General features: G+C 59.2%; 12 protein-coding genes and 1 pseudogene. 4 read left to right on the plus strand and 9 right to left on the minus strand.

Annotation, left to right across the window (positions count from 1 at the left end; all coding sequences use genetic code 11):
- Positions 1–105: 105 nt before the first annotated feature.
- The 3 genes and pseudogenes from C7U61_RS12980 to C7U61_RS12990 form a co-directional block, all read right to left on the minus strand.
- Complete coding sequence (locus C7U61_RS12980) at positions 106–2,295, minus strand: anthranilate synthase (RefSeq protein ID WP_106998463.1); 2,190 nt, start codon at positions 2,293–2,295, stop codon at positions 106–108.
- Between the two features lie 253 nt (positions 2,296–2,548).
- Positions 2,549–4,073 (minus strand): annotated as a pseudogene (locus tag C7U61_RS12985) (ABC-F family ATP-binding cassette domain-containing protein).
- Between the two features lie 414 nt (positions 4,074–4,487).
- Positions 4,488–6,719 (minus strand): TonB-dependent hemoglobin/transferrin/lactoferrin family receptor, encoded by a 2,232-nt coding sequence (locus C7U61_RS12990; protein ID WP_106998464.1) that lies wholly within the window; start codon positions 6,717–6,719, stop codon positions 4,488–4,490.
- A 275-nt stretch (positions 6,720–6,994) separates the two neighbouring features.
- Between C7U61_RS12990 and C7U61_RS12995 the strand changes: the two genes are divergently transcribed.
- Positions 6,995–7,837, plus strand: a complete 843-nt coding sequence (locus C7U61_RS12995; protein ID WP_106998465.1) for an extensin family protein — start codon at positions 6,995–6,997, stop codon at positions 7,835–7,837.
- A 41-nt stretch (positions 7,838–7,878) separates the two neighbouring features.
- Here C7U61_RS12995 and C7U61_RS13000 read toward each other — a convergent pair whose 3' ends face one another.
- Positions 7,879–8,727, minus strand: coding sequence for a protein-L-isoaspartate O-methyltransferase (locus C7U61_RS13000; RefSeq protein ID WP_106998466.1), 849 nt, complete (start codon positions 8,725–8,727; stop codon positions 7,879–7,881).
- A 159-nt stretch (positions 8,728–8,886) separates the two neighbouring features.
- Positions 8,887–10,566, minus strand: coding sequence for a formate--tetrahydrofolate ligase (locus C7U61_RS13005; protein ID WP_106998467.1), 1,680 nt, complete (start codon positions 10,564–10,566; stop codon positions 8,887–8,889).
- Positions 10,567–10,730: 164 nt separating this feature from the next.
- On the opposite strand from C7U61_RS13005, the gene C7U61_RS13010 reads away from it, so the two are divergent.
- A complete protein-coding gene (locus tag C7U61_RS13010) occupies positions 10,731–11,240 on the plus strand; it encodes a TIGR00645 family protein (protein WP_106999093.1) in 510 nt (169 codons plus the stop codon).
- Between the two features lie 14 nt (positions 11,241–11,254).
- Here C7U61_RS13010 and C7U61_RS13015 read toward each other — a convergent pair whose 3' ends face one another.
- Positions 11,255–12,235 carry a hypothetical protein gene (locus C7U61_RS13015; RefSeq protein WP_106998468.1) on the minus strand — a complete coding sequence of 327 codons (981 nt, stop codon included), beginning with the start codon at positions 12,233–12,235 and terminating at the stop codon, positions 11,255–11,257.
- Positions 12,236–12,781: 546 nt separating this feature from the next.
- On the opposite strand from C7U61_RS13015, the gene C7U61_RS13020 reads away from it, so the two are divergent.
- A complete protein-coding gene (locus tag C7U61_RS13020) occupies positions 12,782–13,513 on the plus strand; it encodes a LuxR C-terminal-related transcriptional regulator (protein WP_106998469.1) in 732 nt (243 codons plus the stop codon).
- Positions 13,514–13,564: 51 nt separating this feature from the next.
- On the opposite strand, the gene C7U61_RS13025 is transcribed toward C7U61_RS13020, so the two are convergent.
- The 3 genes from C7U61_RS13025 to C7U61_RS13035 form a co-directional block, all read right to left on the minus strand.
- Positions 13,565–14,704 (minus strand): DUF2333 family protein, encoded by a 1,140-nt coding sequence (locus C7U61_RS13025; protein ID WP_106998470.1) that lies wholly within the window; start codon positions 14,702–14,704, stop codon positions 13,565–13,567.
- Between the two features lie 197 nt (positions 14,705–14,901).
- Positions 14,902–15,924 carry a hypothetical protein gene (locus C7U61_RS13030; RefSeq protein WP_106998471.1) on the minus strand — a complete coding sequence of 341 codons (1,023 nt, stop codon included), beginning with the start codon at positions 15,922–15,924 and terminating at the stop codon, positions 14,902–14,904.
- Between the two features lie 167 nt (positions 15,925–16,091).
- Positions 16,092–16,673 carry a thymidine kinase gene (locus tag C7U61_RS13035; RefSeq protein ID WP_106998472.1) on the minus strand — a complete coding sequence of 194 codons (582 nt, stop codon included), beginning with the start codon at positions 16,671–16,673 and terminating at the stop codon, positions 16,092–16,094.
- 233 nt (positions 16,674–16,906) lie between these two features.
- Here C7U61_RS13035 and C7U61_RS13040 point away from each other — a divergent pair, with 233 nt between their 5' ends.
- Positions 16,907–17,863 carry a choline ABC transporter substrate-binding protein gene (locus C7U61_RS13040; RefSeq protein WP_106998473.1) on the plus strand — a complete coding sequence of 319 codons (957 nt, stop codon included), beginning with the start codon at positions 16,907–16,909 and terminating at the stop codon, positions 17,861–17,863.
- The last annotated feature ends 45 nt before the right edge of the window (positions 17,864–17,908 follow it).

Consider the following 17,908-nt stretch of genomic DNA (forward strand, 5'->3'; position numbering starts at 1 on the left):
ATACGATGCCTCAGCGGTTTGCTGGCTCTTTCAAGGCATAAAATAGCCCCACACACTTTTTCCGAGTGCACAGGGCTATCAAACTTCCGAATTCTAAATGCGGCCTCAGGCGGCTTTCGTCTTCACCCGCCGCGCCAGATGCGCCACGACATTCTCGATCATCCGCATGCCGGCATCGCCGCCGAGCGTCATGATCGATTCCGGGTGGAACTGTACCGCCGCGATCGGCTCCTTCACATGCTCGATGCCCATGATCGTGCCATCTTCGCTTTCGGCCGTGATCACGAAGTCGCGCGGCAGGCTCGACGGATCGGCAAAGATCGAGTGATAGCGGCCAACCGTCACTTCGCGGCCAAGACCCGAGAAAACGAGGCCGGGTTCGAGCACGCGGATGCGCGAGGGCTTGCCATGCATCGGGATCGCCAGATGACGCAGCTCGCCGCCATAGGCTTCGGCGAGCGCCTGCAGGCCCAGGCAGACGCCGAAGATCGGCAGGTTGCGCGCCCTCGCCTTCTTGATCGTCGCCTTGCAATCGAAATCCTTCGGATTGCCGGGACCGGGCGACAGCACGACGAGATCCGGATCGAGGCGGTCGAAGACCTCTTCCGGCACCGGTGTGCGCACGGTAGACACCGTCGCGCCGGTCTGGCGGAAGTAATTGGCAAGCGTATGGACGAAGCTGTCTTCGTGGTCGACGAGCAGGATCTTCACGTCCTTGCCGACGGAAGCGACGTCTCGTTGCTGTTTGCCGGAATTGCCGGTCTTGGCATCACGGATAGCGGAAAGCATGGCGGAGGCCTTCAGTTCGGTTTCGGCTTCTTCTTCCTCGGGGATCGAGTCGTTTAGCAGCGTCGCGCCGGCACGCACCTCGGCAATGCCGTCCTTGATGCGGACGGTGCGCAGCGTCAGGCCGGTGTTCATGTCGCCATTGAAGCCGACCATGCCGATCGCGCCGCCATACCAGGCGCGCGGGCTCTTCTCGTGGTTTTCGATGAAGCGCATGGCCCAAAGCTTCGGCGCGCCGGTGACGGTGACCGCCCAGGCATGGCTGAGGAAACCGTCGAAAGCATCCATATCGTCGCGCAGTCGGCCCTCGATATGGTCGACCGTGTGGATCAGGCGCGAATACATCTCGATCTGGCGGCGGCCGATGACCTTGACCGAACCCGGCTCGCAGACGCGGCTCTTGTCGTTGCGGTCGACATCGGAGCACATGGTGAGTTCCGACTCGTCTTTCTTGGAATTCAGCAGTTTCAGGATCTGCTCGCTATCGGCGATCGGATCGTCGCCGCGCTTGATCGTGCCCGAAATCGGGCAGGTCTCGATGCGGCGGCCCGACACGCGCACGAACATCTCGGGTGACGCACCGACGAGATATTCCTGATGGCCGAGATTGATGAAGAAGGAATAGGGCGACGGATTGATCGCCTTCAGGCGCTTGGAAATATCGGACGGCTTGCTCTCGCAGCGCTCCATGAACTTTTGGCCCGGCACCACTTCGAAGAGGTCGCCCTTGCGGAAGCTCTCCTTCGCCTTGACCACCAGCTCGGCATATTCGCCGGGGCGATGATCGCTCTTCGGCGGAATGGCATCGGTATGCCGGAACGGCTCGGGCGCGATCTCGCCCGACTTGCCTTCCGTGGAAACCTCGCCCTTGGCGAAATCGTACCGATCGATCCAGGCCTTGGCGGAATAGTTGTCCACTACCAGGATTTCGTCCGGCAGGTAGAGCACCATATCACGCTGGTCGTCCGGGCGCTTGAGCTTCAGATCGATCGCGTCGAACTGGAAGGCCAGATCGTAGCCGAAGGCGCCGTAGAAGCCGATGCTGGCATCGGCCTGCGAGTAGAAGAGATCGGTCACGGCGCGCAGCACCGTAAAGACCGTAGGCATCTTCGAGCGCTCTTCCTCGGTAAAAACCCGGTCGGGCGTCTTGACCGTCAGATCGAGCCGGCGCGGCGTCGAAGCGCCGAGCACGACCTCCGAAACCGTCTTCAGCTTCTCCGCGATGAAGCCGAGAATGACTTCGCCCCGCTCGTTATAGGCTTCGATCCAGACATCGCGCCCGTTGCAGGACAGGCCGAGCGGCGGGTCGACGATTGCGGTATCCCAACGCGTATAGCGGCCGGGATATTCGTAATTGGAGGAGAAGACCGCACCGCGGCGCTCATCGAGCTTGTCGATATAGGATGATACGGCATCCGCATAGGGCGTCGGCCGGCGCTGCCGGGTGACGGTGATACCACCCTTCGTCTCGTAGATTTCCGCACCATCATCCCGAAGGATCGTTACCATTGTTCCTCACTCCGTCGTCGGGCCCGGATGACAGGCGGCCAATATAACAAAAAAGCCGCCTCGAAATCTCGGGCGGCTCACTCGTCGTCTTTGAACACGATTGGTCGAGGCCGCCTCAGCGTGCCCACCACCAAACTGCAATGTTGTTCAAAGACGTGTTCATGGCGGGAATTGTTAGCGTGAGATGAGGGGATGCGCAAGCCGCAATCTTGGCGAACGGGCAGAAACGATTTTCCGTCTCTGCCCTCTTTCGTTACTGTTGCGTTCGCGCCGCCTCGAAGAACTGCTCCGGATTGTCCACTTCGACCAGCCGCTTCCGGTCGATCAGCCAGAAGCGATTGCCGACCGAACGCACGAAGCTGCGATCGTGCGAGACGAGAAGGCAGCTGGCCTCGTTCGCCGTGAGTTCGCCCTCCAGCGCCTCCTGGCCGTCGATATCCAGATGGTTTGTCGGCTCGTCCAGCAGGTAGAAATTGGGATTGGTCAGCCGCAGCGCCAGCATGGCAAGCCGCGCCTTCTGCCCGCCGGACAAGCGGCCGATCTCCTTCCCCTGCATATCGATACCGATGCCGACACCGACCAGCAGCGTGCGGGCTCGCTGCTCGCCAAGCTCGAACAGGCGCGTGATCATGCAGAGCGGCGTGTCCTTCTGACCGAGATTGGAGAGTGCCTGATCGCTGTAACCCAGCACGAGGGACGGCGTCGGCTTGATTGCGCCGCCGCCAGACGGATCGGCAATCGCCTTGCGGATCATCTCCACGAACCGCGTCTTGCCCGCGCCGTTCTGCCCGAGCAGCACGATGCGATCACCCTGGCAAAATTCATTGCTGACCGGTCTTGAACAGCAGCGTACCATCAGGCGTCGTCACCGAAGCATCCTCCAACGTCAGCAGCACCTTGGCGTGAATGCCACGATTGGCGAGCTTGATCGAGCCGGAGGAACGCTCGCGGTAGCTCGGTCTCGCGCTGTCCTCCAGGGTCTCTGCCCGCGCCTTCAATTGCTTCGTCTTGACGGTCAAAAGATCGCTGCCGGAATTGACGCCAAGATTGTAGAGCTTGGCCGCTTGATTGCGCAGCTGCTGTGCCGTCTTCATCTCCTTCTGATAACGGCGCTCGTCCGAGGCATCGACCTCATTGAGCGCCGCCCGCGCCCGACTATATGGCGAGCCATAGGTTTGCGACTGCTCCTGACGAAGGAACAGCGTCCGATTGCAGACGGCATCGAGAAAGGCGCGGTCGTGGCTGGCGATGATGACGGGCACATCGCGCGGCAAGGCGTTCAGCCAATCCTCCAGCAGCACGATCTTGGCGAGATCGAGATGGTTGGTCGGCTCGTCGAGCAACAGCACATCAGGCTCTGTCACCCAGACGCGGGCAAGCATGGCAAGCCTCTGCCAGCCGCCGCTGAGCTGAGCCAACGTCCTACCCCGCATCGCTTCGGGTACATCAAGCGAATCGAGAGCGACATCGACGCGCCAGCTTTCGCTCGCAACCTGCTCCTTGGGCAAGGCTTGCAGGACGGCCTCATAGAAGGAGACATCCAGCAGGTCCGCCGGCACATATTGTTCGAGATAGCCGACACGCAAGCCTCGCGCGCGGGTGATCTCGCCCGTCGTCGGCTCCAGCTGGCCGGTTAGGCAATTGAGCAGCGTGGTCTTGCCGCGCCCGTTTGCGGCGACGATGCCGATGCGGTCACCCGTATCCACCGTTAAGTTGAGATTGGAAAATAGCGGCGCACCCATGGTGACGCCCAGATTGCGGAGATTGATCAGAGTCATGGTCTTTTCCGGTCTCGATCGAGCATCTCAAGACATCGCCAGCGGCTCCTTTTGCCGCGCCAAACCGATGCCGAAGGCCCAAGCAGGCCAATGCTCGAAACATGTCGTGACGCGGCCACGCGGATGCTCAGGCTCACGTCGCCCAAAGGGCAGACCAGAAGGAATGAGCGAGTAACAGCCTCTGATCAGCCCTGCAAACGCATCTGCAGGGCACGAGTCGGACCGAACTGGCGAATATGCCAGACTATCTTGATCATATGGTCCTCCTCTCTTTCTCTCCCCGGTTAAAGACTACGGGGTTCGAATAACACCGAATATTGCGATTTATAATTGCACAAACCGCGAGACGCCACACATGAGGGCAAAAAGAGGCGATGCCGAAGCATCGCCCAAGTTTGCTGCATCGATGTCGGCTCAGAACCTTTGCGTCAGCGTCAGCTTGAAGGTTCGGCCGGGTTCCGAATAATAGGAAACGGGCTGGGTCAGCGTGCCGCTGTAGGACGGAGCATTGAGCGCGTCGTAGTAGGTCTTGTTGAAGATGTTGTAGACACCGCCGCGTATACTGAGACCCTTCACCTGCTCCGGCTCCCACCAGGCAGTCAGATCGAAGATGCCATAGGCGGGGGTCTGCAGCGTATCGCCCGTCTTCTTCGCTTCGCGAGCCGCGGTGACGAAGGTCAGATCCGTTCCCCAGACTTCCGTCGCATAGCCGACGGTAAAGGCCGCCTTGGCCGGAGCGACGGAATTGATCCATTGTCCGGTATCGGAGTCCTTGCCGTTCACATAGGCAAGCGCACCCTTGATGTGGATGCCGTTGTCGAACTTCTTGTGCGCGTTCACCTCGACACCGAACATGCGGACGCTGGCGCGGTTGAAATATTCGGTAATCCCGAGCGGATAGATGCCTGTCGGATCACGATAATTCAGCGTGTCGATGAAGTTCTTGTACTTGTTATAGAACGCACCGATATGGCCGCCGAAATCGTCGTCACCAAGGTTGGTGCCGATTTCGACGCCATTGCTGGTCTCGGGCTTCAGGTCGGGGTTACCGATGTTAACGTAGCCGCCGGGCACGCCGTAGTTGACGTAAAGTTCGCTGACACTGGGCGCACGGAAGGCCATCGCCCACTGCGCATAGAGTTCGACACTGTCCTGAGGCTGATAGGAGGCGCGCAGCTTCGGCGAGAAGCGGCTGTCGGACTGTCCAGGTGGCAGGCCATCGTAGTTGGCGCTATCGCGATAGGCAGCCGTGTTCTTCGGCGCGTAATCATACCAGTCGAAGCGCAGACCCGGCGTCAGATAGAAATTGCTGGAGCCCAACTCGATCTTGTCGTCGACGAAAACGCCGACGCGATTGCCGTCGACATCGGGCATATCGGACTGATTGGTGTGCAGGAAGGCGCAAGAAGCACGCCAGCGCGGGTTGCTGCAGCTATCCCTGCCGGCCGAATACTGGTGAACCTTGTCGAAGGCGACATCGAGACCGAAGGTCACCTGGTGATGCAGGTTGCCGGTGTCGAAAGACTTCGACGCATTGCCGCTGAAGCCGATACTGCGGTCTTCCATTTCATTGAGGCGGGAGTAGTCTCCGATAACGGACGTGTACCGATAGCCTGCTGTACCGGTTTCACGCACGAGATTCTGCCAATAGAAAACGGCATTGGCCGTATCAAGCAGTGACTCGGCGCTATCGGCTTCATATTTGTAATCGAGTGACACGCGATTGCGCTCGATATTGTCGGTCCCATTATAGTTGCCGGGCCGGAAGTTTCCGGTCGGGCTCTGCAGGGTCATCAGATCGGTGTCTTTATCCTTGTTGTAGTGCTCGGCCGTGATGCCTAAGGTGCCGACATCGGTATATTGGCGGATCTTGAACAGGCCGCTTCTCTGATTGTAATCAGCCGGATTGGCCTTTGTCCGCTTGGTCGAATAGCCGCCGACATCGCCGCTGTTCTCGAGCTCATGCCCATGCGTATAGCCGCCCTGGAAGAGAACGGCGGTGTCGTCGATACGCTTGGCGACGGCCGCGGCACCGCCGACACTCCGGTCGTCGCCGTTATAGCCGAACTTGAAGATGCCGCCCCAGGTCGAACCGGGCGTAATCAGATCTTCCGGCTCCAGCGTGCGCAGCACGAAGGCGCCTCCGAGAGCCCCCGAACCGGCACGGCTGGAATCGGCGCCGCGAACGACATCGACACTCGAAAGCGCATTGAAATCGAAGCTATTGATGCCACCGTCGGATTCGCGGGATGCATCGAGAAGGAAAGGAATTTGGATCCCGTCGACCGTCGTCAGCACGCGGTCATCGCCAAGGCCGCGAATGTTGACGCCGCCGGTCGTGCGGCTGAAGCCGACGCCGACCTCGGTGCTGCGGCCTAGATCTTCGATGCGCGTGATCTGTTTGTCCTCGATCTCTTTGGCTGTCGTCTCGCTGGCGGTCGGCGAGTCGACAAGCACATCCTTGTTCGCCGTGCCTTTGCCCTTCACGACAATCGGTTTCAGATTGGTGACGCGATCACCCTTGACGGCCTCGCCTGCCGCCTCATCATTCTGGGCCGCGGTTTGCGCAAGAGAAACTGTGGCTAGCCCAAGGGCCAGAAACGCGGTGCATGCCAAGAGGACCGAGCGGGATCGCCGGACAACCATAACCATTCCTTTCGAATTGCTTCACCGGGCTGGCTGGTTGCTGCTTCGAATGCAGGCAAGGGGCTGGCTAGGTTGGATCTGTTGACAGGCGGAAATATTTCGCCTTCTTTCCGCCGCATAAAAAACATGACTGTTTTTGTCAATATATTCGATACACACAATCATGAACAGAATTGTCATATTTTAAGACAAGCAGCGAGCGTTGCTGAATTGCAACGAAATGACAGTCTCAAGCGTTCTGAGGGAATCGTCGTTAGAATTGGCTGTTTTACCGGATGCTGTTTAGGATTGTTTCATTGAGCTCTGCCGTCGTCCTTCTCGCGGCCGCCTCTCTCCCGCAGGCCGGACCGGTACCCGAGGAAAAACCGGATCAACAACAGGTTCAACCGGATGACAAGGCGCCGATTCCGGTAGAAAAACCTGCTGCGTCGCCGGACGCCCCTGTCGTTCCAACGGAAAAGCCGGCGTCGCAACCGGAGGAGAAACCGGCATCACAGCCAGAGGAACAGACGACAGGCGAGATGCAAGGCCCACCCCGCCCGCCTTTGACCGTCGCGTCCGAGCCGGATGACGAACACCAGGCTTGCCTGAAGGCGCTGACCGCCATCGGAGCAACCTTCAAGGAGATCCCCCGCATCGACGAGGGCAATGGCTGCGGCATCGACAAGCCGATCGCACTTAGCTCCCCGTTGCCGGGTATTGAGTTCAAGCCGGAAGGGAAAATGCGCTGCGAAGCGGCTCTCGCCCTGGCACAATGGGTGAAGGAAAGCGTTATCCCCTCTGCCGCTGCATTGGATAATGGCAAGATCGTCGCCATCAACCAGGCCTCGACCTATGTCTGCCGGCTGCGCAACAATGCTTCCACCGGTAAGATCTCCGAGCATGCCCGCGGCAACGCCATAGATGTCGCGAGCTTCACCTTCGAAAACGGCAAGACCGTCGCAATCGAGCCGCGGCGCGAAGATCCGACGCTGACGGGTGCGTTCCAGCGCGCAACCAGCGCCTCCGCCTGCCTTTATTTCTCGACCGTTCTGGACCCGGAGAGCGACGCCGCGCACGAAACCCATTTCCATCTCGACGTCATCGAGAGGAATGGCGGCTTTCGCTATTGCCATTAGAAATGCGTCCCGGAATCGACGGGCACTTTGATCCTAAAAACCTAATCACACCCGAGGCCTGCGTTCGAGAACCATAGGTCCCGATAGATCGCAACTGCGGTTTCATCCGGCGCTCGATCTTGGGTGAGCCAGACCGATTGGATGGAGCGAGCCTCGCCGTCATGTGGAATTTTCATGGATTGCGTGGGATCCGAAGCTCCGATGCAGGGAATGAAATAGGCGGGCATCAAGGCGCGGGCGCTGAACCCCTGCTCTGCACGTGTGATCAGGACGGCAAGCCCGACCTTTTCATTCGCCTGCCAGGGCACGATGATCCGGCCGCCGGGGCGCAGGGCCTGCAACCACGATATCGGCGGCGCCACCACCCCCGCACTCACGTAGATCAGATCAGCCTCCGGAAGCTCCAGTTCCGTCGCATCGGCGCAGATGATGGACACGTTTTCGAATGGGGCGAGATTATCACGGGTGCGGCTGGCCAAAGCCTCGTCGATCTCGATAGCGTGGACTTCGCCGCCAGGTTCCACCAGCATCGACAGAATAGCCGTGTAATATCCAGTTCCCGCGCCAATCTGGATGACGGTCTCGCCGGGTTGCGGTGCGACGGCGCCCATGAAGGCGGCATGAAGAAACGGCTCTCCATTGTTGATGCCCTTGGATTTGTCCAATGCGACGAGCACATTCTGGTAAAGGAACGCAGGATCGGCATTTGGGGTTTCCAGGTAGCGGGCACCGGCCCCGATCTGCCAGGGCCCCGGCCCCATGAAGGCCTCGCGCCTGACGAGGCGAAAGGCCTGCTCCAGCCTTTCATCCGAAGAATTGCTGGCAGCCGCCATCATCTTCGCATGGAAATCCCGTATCTCATCCAAACTTGCACGGCTGTCAGCAGTCACGATCCGCCTCCACCTTAACCACGCTTGGACCGTGCCGATTTGCCTTCGGATTTTGCCAAGATCAATGCATTAGATACCGTAGCGGGATCGGATGACAACAGTTGCGCGCGGCTGGCGAACCAGCGCCTCATGACCGGCAAGTTGAACCGGATTCTGAACTTAAAACAGACCTTCGATGTAGCCCTGATCATTGAGGAAAATCCTCTCGGCCGCCGGCGATTTCGGCAGGCCGGGCATGGTCATGATCTCGCCTGTGATGACGACGACGAAGCCGGCGCCGGCCGAAAGCCGTACCTCGCGAATGGACACGATATGGCCCTCGGGCGCTCCTCGGACATTCGGATCGGTCGAGAAGGAATATTGCGTCTTCGCCATGCAGACCGGCAGATGGCCGTAACCTTGATCCTCCCAGGACCGGAGTTGATCACGCACGGACTTGTCGGCCGTGACTTCCCCGGCATGGTAGATCTTCGAGGCGACGATCTCGATCTTCTCCAGGAGGGGCAGGTCGTCCGGATAGAGCGGCTGGAACCTCGCCTGCCCGGATTCGGCAAGCTCCACCACCTTGTGCGCGAGGTCGGTTATCCCGGCCGAACCCTCTGCCCAGTGCCGGCAAAGGATCGCCTCGGCGCCGAGCCGTGCGACATAATTCTTCAGCGCCTCGACTTCGGCTTCCGTGTCCGAAACGAAATGATTGATGGCGACGACGACAGGCACCCCGAACTTGCGGACATTGGCGACATGCCGGCCGAGATTGGCGCAGCCCTTCACCAGGGCCTCGACATTCTCCTTGCCGAGATCGTCCCTCTTGACGCCGCCGTTCATCTTCAAGGCCCGCACGGTCGCGACGATGACGGCCGCATCCGGCGAAAGTCCGGACTTGCGGCATTTGATGTCGAAGAATTTCTCCGCTCCGAGATCGGCGCCGAAGCCGGCTTCCGTCACCACATAATCGGCAAGCTTCAGGGCCGTGCGTGTCGCGATCACCGAATTGCAGCCATGGGCGATATTGGCGAAGGGACCGCCATGCACCAGCGCCGGATTGTTCTCCAGTGTCTGCACGAGGTTCGGCTGCATGGCGTCTTTCAGGAGCACGGCCATGGCACCGTCGGCCTTCAGGTCGCGGGCATAAACGGGTGTGCGGTCGCGGCGATAGCCGATGATGATGTTGCCGAGCCGCTTTTCGAGATCCTTGAGGTCGGATGCCAGACAGAGGATCGCCATCACCTCGGAGGCGACAGTGATGTCGAAGCCGCCCTCGCGCGGAAAACCGTTCGCGACGCCCCCGAGCGACGATACGATATCGCGCAACGCCCGATCGTTCATGTCCATCGCGCGCCGCCAGGTGATGCGCCTGAGGTCGATATTCTGCTCGTTGCCCCAGTAGATATGATTGTCGATCAGCGCAGCGAGCAGATTATGGGCCGATGTGATCGCATGGAAATCGCCCGTGAAATGGAGGTTGATATCTTCCATCGGGATGACTTGCGCATAGCCGCCGCCGGCAGCCCCGCCCTTCACGCCGAAGCAGGGGCCGAGCGAGGCCTCGCGCACGCAGACTACTGCCTTCTTGCCGATGCGATTCAGGCCATCGCCGAGGCCGACCGTCGTGGTGGTCTTGCCCTCGCCCGCCGGCGTCGGATTGATCGCCGTAACGAGGATCAGCTTGCCGTCCTTCTTGCCGGCCTGAGCCTCGATAAACCCGGCACCGATCTTTGCCTTGTCGTAGCCGTAGGGCGCGAGCTCCTCCGCCGGGATACCGAGTTTTGCGCCGATCTCCGTAATCGGCAGCTTCTTTGCCGCGCGCGCGATCTCGATATCGGATGCCACAGTCGCCATAAGTCTCGCCCCGAACATACGGTCATTTCCCTGTCGGGATAAACCAATATCCATCGGGTGTGAATAGTTGGCGAAGCCCCTCCCTATCGGAAAGCGCCGCTTGTCTCATGGCGCGGGCGTGCCTATTTTCGGCATCCAATTCGAACCGAGAAAGAGGAAGAGATATAAAATCCCTGGAATTGCTGGTCGAGCGCATCATTCTCTCCAGTCGCTGGCTTCTGGTGATCTTCTATCTCGGTCTTGCCGCCTCGCTCGCCGTCTATGCCGTTTCATTCGCCTACAAGTTCTATAAGGTGGCGATCAATGTCTTCGGTTATGACGAAGCGGACATGATCCTCGCCATTCTCGGCCTCATCGACGCCGCCCTGGTGGCGAGCCTCATCGTCATGGTTATGATTTCCGGCTATGAAAATTTCGTCAGCCGTTTCGACGAAGCCGAAGGTGAGGTGTCCTTCCTCGGCAAGCTCGATTCGGGCAGCCTCAAGATCAAGGTCGCCTCGTCGATCGTCGCCATTTCTTCAATCCAACTGCTGCAGATCTTCCTGAACGCCACGCAGTACGACAATGCCAAGCTGATGTGGTTCACCATCATCCATCTGGCCTTCGTCGTGTCCGCGCTGTTGTTGGGCTTTCTGGAAAAGATCATGGCGAAAGCCAAAGCCAAGGATAGCTGAGGCCGGATCGGCGGCTACTTGCCGGCTATTGCCGATGCGCTGGTCATCGGCGCACCGGTCGTCGGCGCCTCGTTCGTCGAGGGTGCGGACGCGGCGCAATCGGATATCGATTGATTTTCCTTGCAGTTGCGCGCCGAAACCAGGGCGTCGGCATCGGCAGGCTCCGTCGTCAGCCTCAGCCTCAACGCGTCCATCCGCGAAATCAGATGAATGCCGTTCGGGTCGGTTCCCAGCATCAGATCGACAAGCCCCCGGTCTACGCCCATCTTGTCGAGAAAGGCCACCAGCCTCGCCCTCTGCGCCTTGTCGAGCTTCGTCGTGTCGTACTTGCCGACGAATTTACGCCCGATTTCCTTCTTGGAGATGACCCTGCGCCTGCCGTCCACCATCTCGTATTCGGTGCGGTACTGGACGCGCACCTCGCTATAGGTCGTCGTTATCTGATGAACGCCCAGCAGTGCGAAAGGGCTGGAAACGCGCTGGACACCGCCCGTAAAAAACAGCGGGCAGGCCGAAAAGCAGATTGCCCCATAGGAGAATGGCTGCCCCGTGATCGAGCCGTCCTTGGCAAAAGCCGCAGGGCAGATCGGCTCGGCATAGGGGCACGCCCGCGAGCGGGTGCGGCCGACTGCGATCGAGAGCTTCTGCTTGCGAATGATGCGAGCCATCTCCATGGCCGCCTTGACATCGCCACCCGGCGAACTGACAACGATGGGCAGTTTACGGCTGCCCACCTGCTTCAGAACTTTCTGCAGCTTCCGCGGCGTATCCGCCATGATCTGCCCTTCGGCGGAGATCCAGTCCGGACAAGTATCGTCGGCTCGGCACTGGCCCATCTCGCCGTGAACGAGCAGAAACCGCATCGGCGTGCCAGTGGCAGCGCCGGCCGCATCGGCCAGTTCAGGCGAAACCAGCAGAAGCGAAATGCTGGTGGCGAACCACAACAGCATGTGACAACAGCGCGCCGCAAACCGCGGGAAGAAGCGAAATTTCATAAGCTATACGCCTGCAAGCGATTACTTTGGCAAGACGGATAGCAACCGCTTTAGGCCTTCGCAAGGCGCACCGACGCGGCGATGCATCATTTGCTAAAGCTCCCACGCCGCCTGCAGCAAAGTCCCGCACGCAAGAAGCACATTTCCAGGAAATTGGCCGCGGCGAACTCAAAAGCGTGAAATCTTACGTCAGCTCGTTCCGTGGGACGGTAAAACTGCCAACAGGCATCCCTGACATATCCCTCGAGCACGGAACCCAGTTCAAAGCCTGCGTTTTTGGCTCGATTCGAGATAGTGAGAAAGCATCATAAGGCGGCTCCGCCCTCCTGGCGGTGGCGCAAAATGTATGATGGAACGGAGGTCCCGCCGGCTAAAGATCGCTCCGCATTATTGCCATTTTGGGCGAAGCCCTCGGGAAGATAGATTTAAATATTAAAATATATGAAAATGAAAATTATTTCTAGCCGTGTGGTATTTTTGAGTCTAGCATTCACTCATAAATTCAGTATTTGATAACGATAACACGCTGCGGGCGCCTTAACTCATATGTCCTATCTCATTGCTGCCGAGAGACAATTGCTGCTTTCTGCCGAGTTGGCTGCCGCTCGGACCCAGGCGGCGTTTGCATTAGCGCTGGAGCGGACAGGATCGGCTTTCGGCTTCAGCCATATGGCTATGATGAACGCGCCGGTTCCCGACGATACGATGATGACGCCGTTGCTTATCGACGGCACCGTGCCAGCACAGTTCGTACGCGAGTTCGATCGGCATCATCTGGTTCGCCGCTGTCCGATGCTGCTGCGCACGCGTGATTCGGTAATGCCGCGCGCGTGGCATCTGCTCGAAAAAGATGCCGAACCGGACGCCGATTTGCCGGATGAGCTTCGCGCACTCCTGATCAGCTACAATTGTCCGCTGAGCGTCATCATCCCGGTCAATGCTCCGGATGGCCAGCGCCTCGTCTTCTGGTTTATGGGCAATCGCGGCAGTCTCGGCCAGAGTGAAACCAACGAGCTCACCATGCTCATGCTGGAGGCGCTTGATTCCTATAATTGCCTCAAGCGCAACGGTGGTGCCGCATCGCATTCGCTTTCGGCGCGTGAGCTGGAGGTGGTTCGCTGGACTGCCCAAGGGAAAACCTCGGTCGAGATCGGCCAGATTCTTTCGCTCTCCGACCATACGGTCAACGCCTATATGATGAGCGCTATCAAGAAGCTCGATTGCGTCAACCGTACGCAGCTCGTCGCAAAAGCCATCCGCCTGAAGCTGATAAGCTAGCCGAACTCCCCTTCCAGTACTGTCTAAATTGAATCCGGCAGCCGTGCTCGTTTAGCGGCCACCCAGGACCGTACGGATTTCCACAAGGCTCGAGCGCACCCGCAGAATATGGAAGCCCATGGTCGCAAGATGGCTCGGCATGAAGGAGCTGTCTTCAGGCCCATTGGAAATGATGAAGGGCTGAATGCGCAAAGCCGTCTGCAACTGCGTCGTGACATCAGCCCAAAGCGCGCCGACATTACGCTCGGCGATCACCTGCTGGAAATCCGAGCGGGCCGCCGTCAGGATGCCGTAGCTCGCGTAAAGCTGACCATAGGCAAACCAGAAACGATCGTCAGCCCGCATATCCAGCCAGCCATAGCTGTGATCCCCCGCCCTTTTGGCCAATATATCCGCCGTGCTGCCGAGATCGTTGGCAATATGATCGACGAACTGAAGGAGATTGTCGGCACGTCCGTCGAAAATCGCCTTGCAGTTGCCAAGGTCGCTATTGAAGCTGCGCAGATTGCTCATTGCGGCGCGATAATAGCTTGGGCTCGGTGTTTTCGGTCCGAAGGGGTGCAGGCCGAAATACCAACTCGACTCGTCGAACTGCAGATTGCCCCGCGCCTTCTGCAGATCGCTGTTGATGCCGGATGTCCCGCGCACGCGGCCGAGCGTATCGACCAGTTCCGCCGAGGTGCGGCGAACCACGGAATTGATGCCCCGCTGGAAGGAAGCCTTGTTGTCGAGGAAGGGCGTGTCATCCCATGAAATGCCGAAGAAGCCGAGCTTGTAGAGCAGCATGGAGGAAATCCAGGCATTCTGGTTGACATTGAAATCGATCAGGTCGGTGGCAACGTCGACGACAGCCGAGGTTTGGCAGGTCTTGGGCGCCGTTGCGGCCGCCTGCTGACCGTCCGCCGCAGACAGTTCCTGACCTGCGGAATATTTGCGCTCGGAGAATTTGTAGATGTCCGGATAGGCCGGATTGAACCCGGTCCACACCTGCGTTTGCCAAACGAAATAGACGTAAAGCAGCGCCATCAGCGCCACGAAGGCGGCAAGCGGCAGCTTGATCAGCCAGTTGCCCTGCCGATACCAGCCATGAGCGGCAAGAAATGGCCAGCTTAGCCCGACGAAAACCAGTCCCACCCAGCGTGCAATAGCCGCCCAGATCCGCTTGAAGAACGCCGTGATCGAGTCAAGCATGGACACGCCTCCTAAACCCTATCGCGCATCCGCCGACATGCGAAGGACGCACCACACCAACCTGCGCAATTGACGTCGCGAAAAATCGCCGCGGTTCTCGGATCATTAAGTCCTTATCGCCACTCGCGTTCCAGCAAATATGTGTTGTCGAGAAAAACAACAACCGTCCGTATGGAATTTTCAGTGCCGGATGGCAATCATCCCTCAGGTTGCGTCTCTTCCGCCACTCCGCCCGGGTCCGCGGATGCTGGCAGCAGATGTGGCTCCAGCCGCCTCGTGAATACGGCATCGACGTGAGCCTTGCGCGCGGCGAGATCATGTCCCGCAAGCACATTCGCCTCGAACGCCTGGATCAGGCTCTCGACCGCCGCCGTTCGCGAACCCGTGGCCGATGCCGGCTCCGCTTCTGTCGCCAATGCCTTGAGCAAGGCGATCCGTTGCTCGATATCGACGGTCAGCTTGGCTGCCATGGCGCCGATGGCGGCGATCTGATTGTTCAGGGCGGCCGCCAGCCCTTCATAAATGTCTATGAGGCGCTGCCGCACGGTGCGGCGGGATTGAAGCTCCTGTTCTTGCCGCCGGATATCGTCCTGCTCGGCCACCAGAGCGCGATAATCCGCTTCTAGTTCGGACTGGAGATCGGCATGGCGCGAGGATGGGCGGTTGCGCCGTTGATACATGAGCTTTTCCGCCAGGGCATTGGCGCGGCGCTGCACCTCCTCGATCTGAATATCGAGTTTCCGCCGCCGCTCGATGGCGCCTTCGAGTTGAAGTTCGCACTCGTGAAAGCACCGCGAGAATACGGGTTTTGCCTGCTTGAAAAGAAGATCGAGTTCGGCCGATGCCGCAAGGGTTGCTTCGAGACTGACGATGATCTCATCCGGCTTCATGGGTTTGCGCGCCAGCCTCCGTCGGAGCAGGCTTGCATTTTCAAGGCCGATCTTCTCATTGAACAATCGCCGATGTTGCAGATCGAGCTCCTCCGTCGCATGATCCAGCTCCTTGACCAGCGAGAGGGCGACTGATTTCCAGCGGTCGAGCAGTTCGACCGCTTCGCGGACCAATGCTTCTTCGACAGGAAAATTGACGGCTGCGACGCGCTCGCTGTCCCTGGCGTGGCCGGCGAGCGTCGCCACTGCCGAATTTGCGTCGCCGATGGCGTCGTCTAGCGTCGTGCGCGCCTTGTCGAGCATGCCATCGAAGGAATGAGGCCTGAGCATAAAAGCATTCCCTCCCCTACCTTTGACGCAAGACTAGCCGCTTCCGGAGGAGAAGGAAATGCACGAAAACTATTGGGCAGCGGCAGGGTTCTTCAGATGGGCGATGCGAGTGTCGAGGTCTTTTTCGCTTTTCATAGCCGGGAACGCCATCCGGCAGGGCGGCTCCTTCACTCGCAGGTCATCGCCTCCTCCCAATGGCGACGGCAAAGCGAAACATATTTGTCGCTGCCGCCGATCTCGATCTGCGCGCCTTCGTGGACGACTTTGCCGGCGGCATCGAGCCGCACCACCATGGTCGCCTTGCGTCCGCAATGGCAGATGGTGCGCACCTCCCGCAACTCGTCGGCGATGGTCAGCAGTTCCTGCGATCCTGGAAACAGACGTCCGTGGAAATCCGTACGCAGACCGTAAGTCATGACCGGAAGACCGAGACGATCGACGATATGGGCAAGCTGCCAGACCTGCTCGCGCGTGAGAAATTGGGCCTCATCGACGAAAACGCAGGCAAGCGGCTCTTTCACATGCATTTCATCGACCATCGCATAGAGATCGTCGCTGGTTTCAAAGGGCAAGGCATCCATCGTCAGGCCGATGCGCGAGGAAATCGTACCGCGCCCGGCGCGATCGTCGAGGGCTGCAATGAAGGCCGCCGTACGCATGCCGCGCTCCTGATAATTATAGGCCGCCTGCAGCAGCATCGTCGATTTGCCGGCATTCATCGTCGAATAATGGAAGTAGAGTTTGGCCATGACATTCTCCTTGAATGTTTCATGGTTGCTGCGCGACGATAAGGAAAGATGGTCTCGGCGAAAACCACAGGATTCAGGCGCGCTTCACCAAGGGGCAAAAGCTTTGACCACCGGCGGACAGAAAAAGACAGGCGTCGCATTCAGCCCCCTCAAACCGCCGCAAATGCACTGTGGTCGCTTGAAAATGTCAGTTATTGATGGTTGCTTGGGAACGTTAGACTGGGAGTCACGCAATGATAAAAATGACCCTTACTGCATTCGCTTTCGCTTCAACTCTCTCCGCATTGACATTGGGAGCCACCACGGCCTCCGCAGCCGAACCGGCAAGCTGTGGCACCGTGCACTTTGCCGATGTGGGCTGGACCGACATCACCTCCACCACGGCAACCGCCTCCACTCTTCTGAAGGCGCTCGGATACGACACCGACGTCAAGGTGCTCGCCGTGCCGGTGACCTATCAGTCGCTGAAGAACAAGGATATCGACGTCTTCCTCGGCAACTGGATGCCGTCGATGGCCGAGAACATCAAGCCATTCGCCGCGGACAAGTCGGTCGAAACCGTGCGCCCCAACCTGGAAGGCGCGAAATACACGCTCGCGACCAACGAAAAGGGCGCCGCGCTCGGCATCAAGGATTTCAAGGATATTGCCGCCCATAAGGACGATCTCGATGGCAAGATCTACGGTATCGAGCCGGGCAATGACGGCAACCGTCTGGTTATCGACATGGTCGACAAGAACACCTTCGGTCTCAAGGGCTTCGAAGTGGTTGAATCCTCCGAGCAGGGCATGCTCGCCCAGGTCGCCCGCGCTGATAAGGAAGGCAAGCCGATCGTCTTCCTCGGCTGGGCACCGCATCCGATGAACACCACCTACAAGATGACCTATCTTACGGGCGGCGACGACGTGTTCGGACCGAACTTCGGCGGTGCGACCGTCTATACAAACGTCCGGGCCGGCTACCTCCAGGAATGCCCGAACGTCGGCACTTTCGTCAAAAATCTGGTCTTCTCGCTGCCGATGGAAAACGAAATCATGGGCAAGATCCTGAACGACGGCAAGGACCCGGAAGTTGCAGCGACCGAATGGCTGAAGGCCAACCCCGCAGCAATCACGCCGTGGCTCGCGGGCGTCACCACCAAGGATGGTGGTGACGGCCTGAAGGCGGTCAAGGCCAAGCTCGGCCTGTAATACGAGGATGCATGGAGGGGCGGCCAAACCGCCCCTTTCTCTTCC

It is taken from the genome of Rhizobium sp. JAB6 (assembly GCF_003024605.1).
Lineage (GTDB): Bacteria > Pseudomonadota > Alphaproteobacteria > Rhizobiales > Rhizobiaceae > Rhizobium.

Coding starts and splice junctions, on each gene's coding strand:
- C7U61_RS12980 (WP_106998463.1), bottom strand. CDS start 2,295: ATGGTAACGATCCTTCGGGATGATGGTGCGGAAATCTACGAGACGAAG.
- C7U61_RS12990 (WP_106998464.1), bottom strand. CDS start 6,719: ATGGTTGTCCGGCGATCCCGCTCGGTCCTCTTGGCATGCACCGCGTTT.
- C7U61_RS12995 (WP_106998465.1), top strand. CDS start 6,995: ATGCTGTTTAGGATTGTTTCATTGAGCTCTGCCGTCGTCCTTCTCGCG.
- C7U61_RS13005 (WP_106998467.1), bottom strand. CDS start 10,566: ATGGCGACTGTGGCATCCGATATCGAGATCGCGCGCGCGGCAAAGAAG.
- C7U61_RS13015 (WP_106998468.1), bottom strand. CDS start 12,235: ATGAAATTTCGCTTCTTCCCGCGGTTTGCGGCGCGCTGTTGTCACATG.
- C7U61_RS13020 (WP_106998469.1), top strand. CDS start 12,782: ATGTCCTATCTCATTGCTGCCGAGAGACAATTGCTGCTTTCTGCCGAG.
- C7U61_RS13025 (WP_106998470.1), bottom strand. CDS start 14,704: ATGCTTGACTCGATCACGGCGTTCTTCAAGCGGATCTGGGCGGCTATT.
- C7U61_RS13030 (WP_106998471.1), bottom strand. CDS start 15,924: ATGCTCAGGCCTCATTCCTTCGATGGCATGCTCGACAAGGCGCGCACG.
- C7U61_RS13035 (WP_106998472.1), bottom strand. CDS start 16,673: ATGGCCAAACTCTACTTCCATTATTCGACGATGAATGCCGGCAAATCG.
- C7U61_RS13040 (WP_106998473.1), top strand. CDS start 16,907: ATGATAAAAATGACCCTTACTGCATTCGCTTTCGCTTCAACTCTCTCC.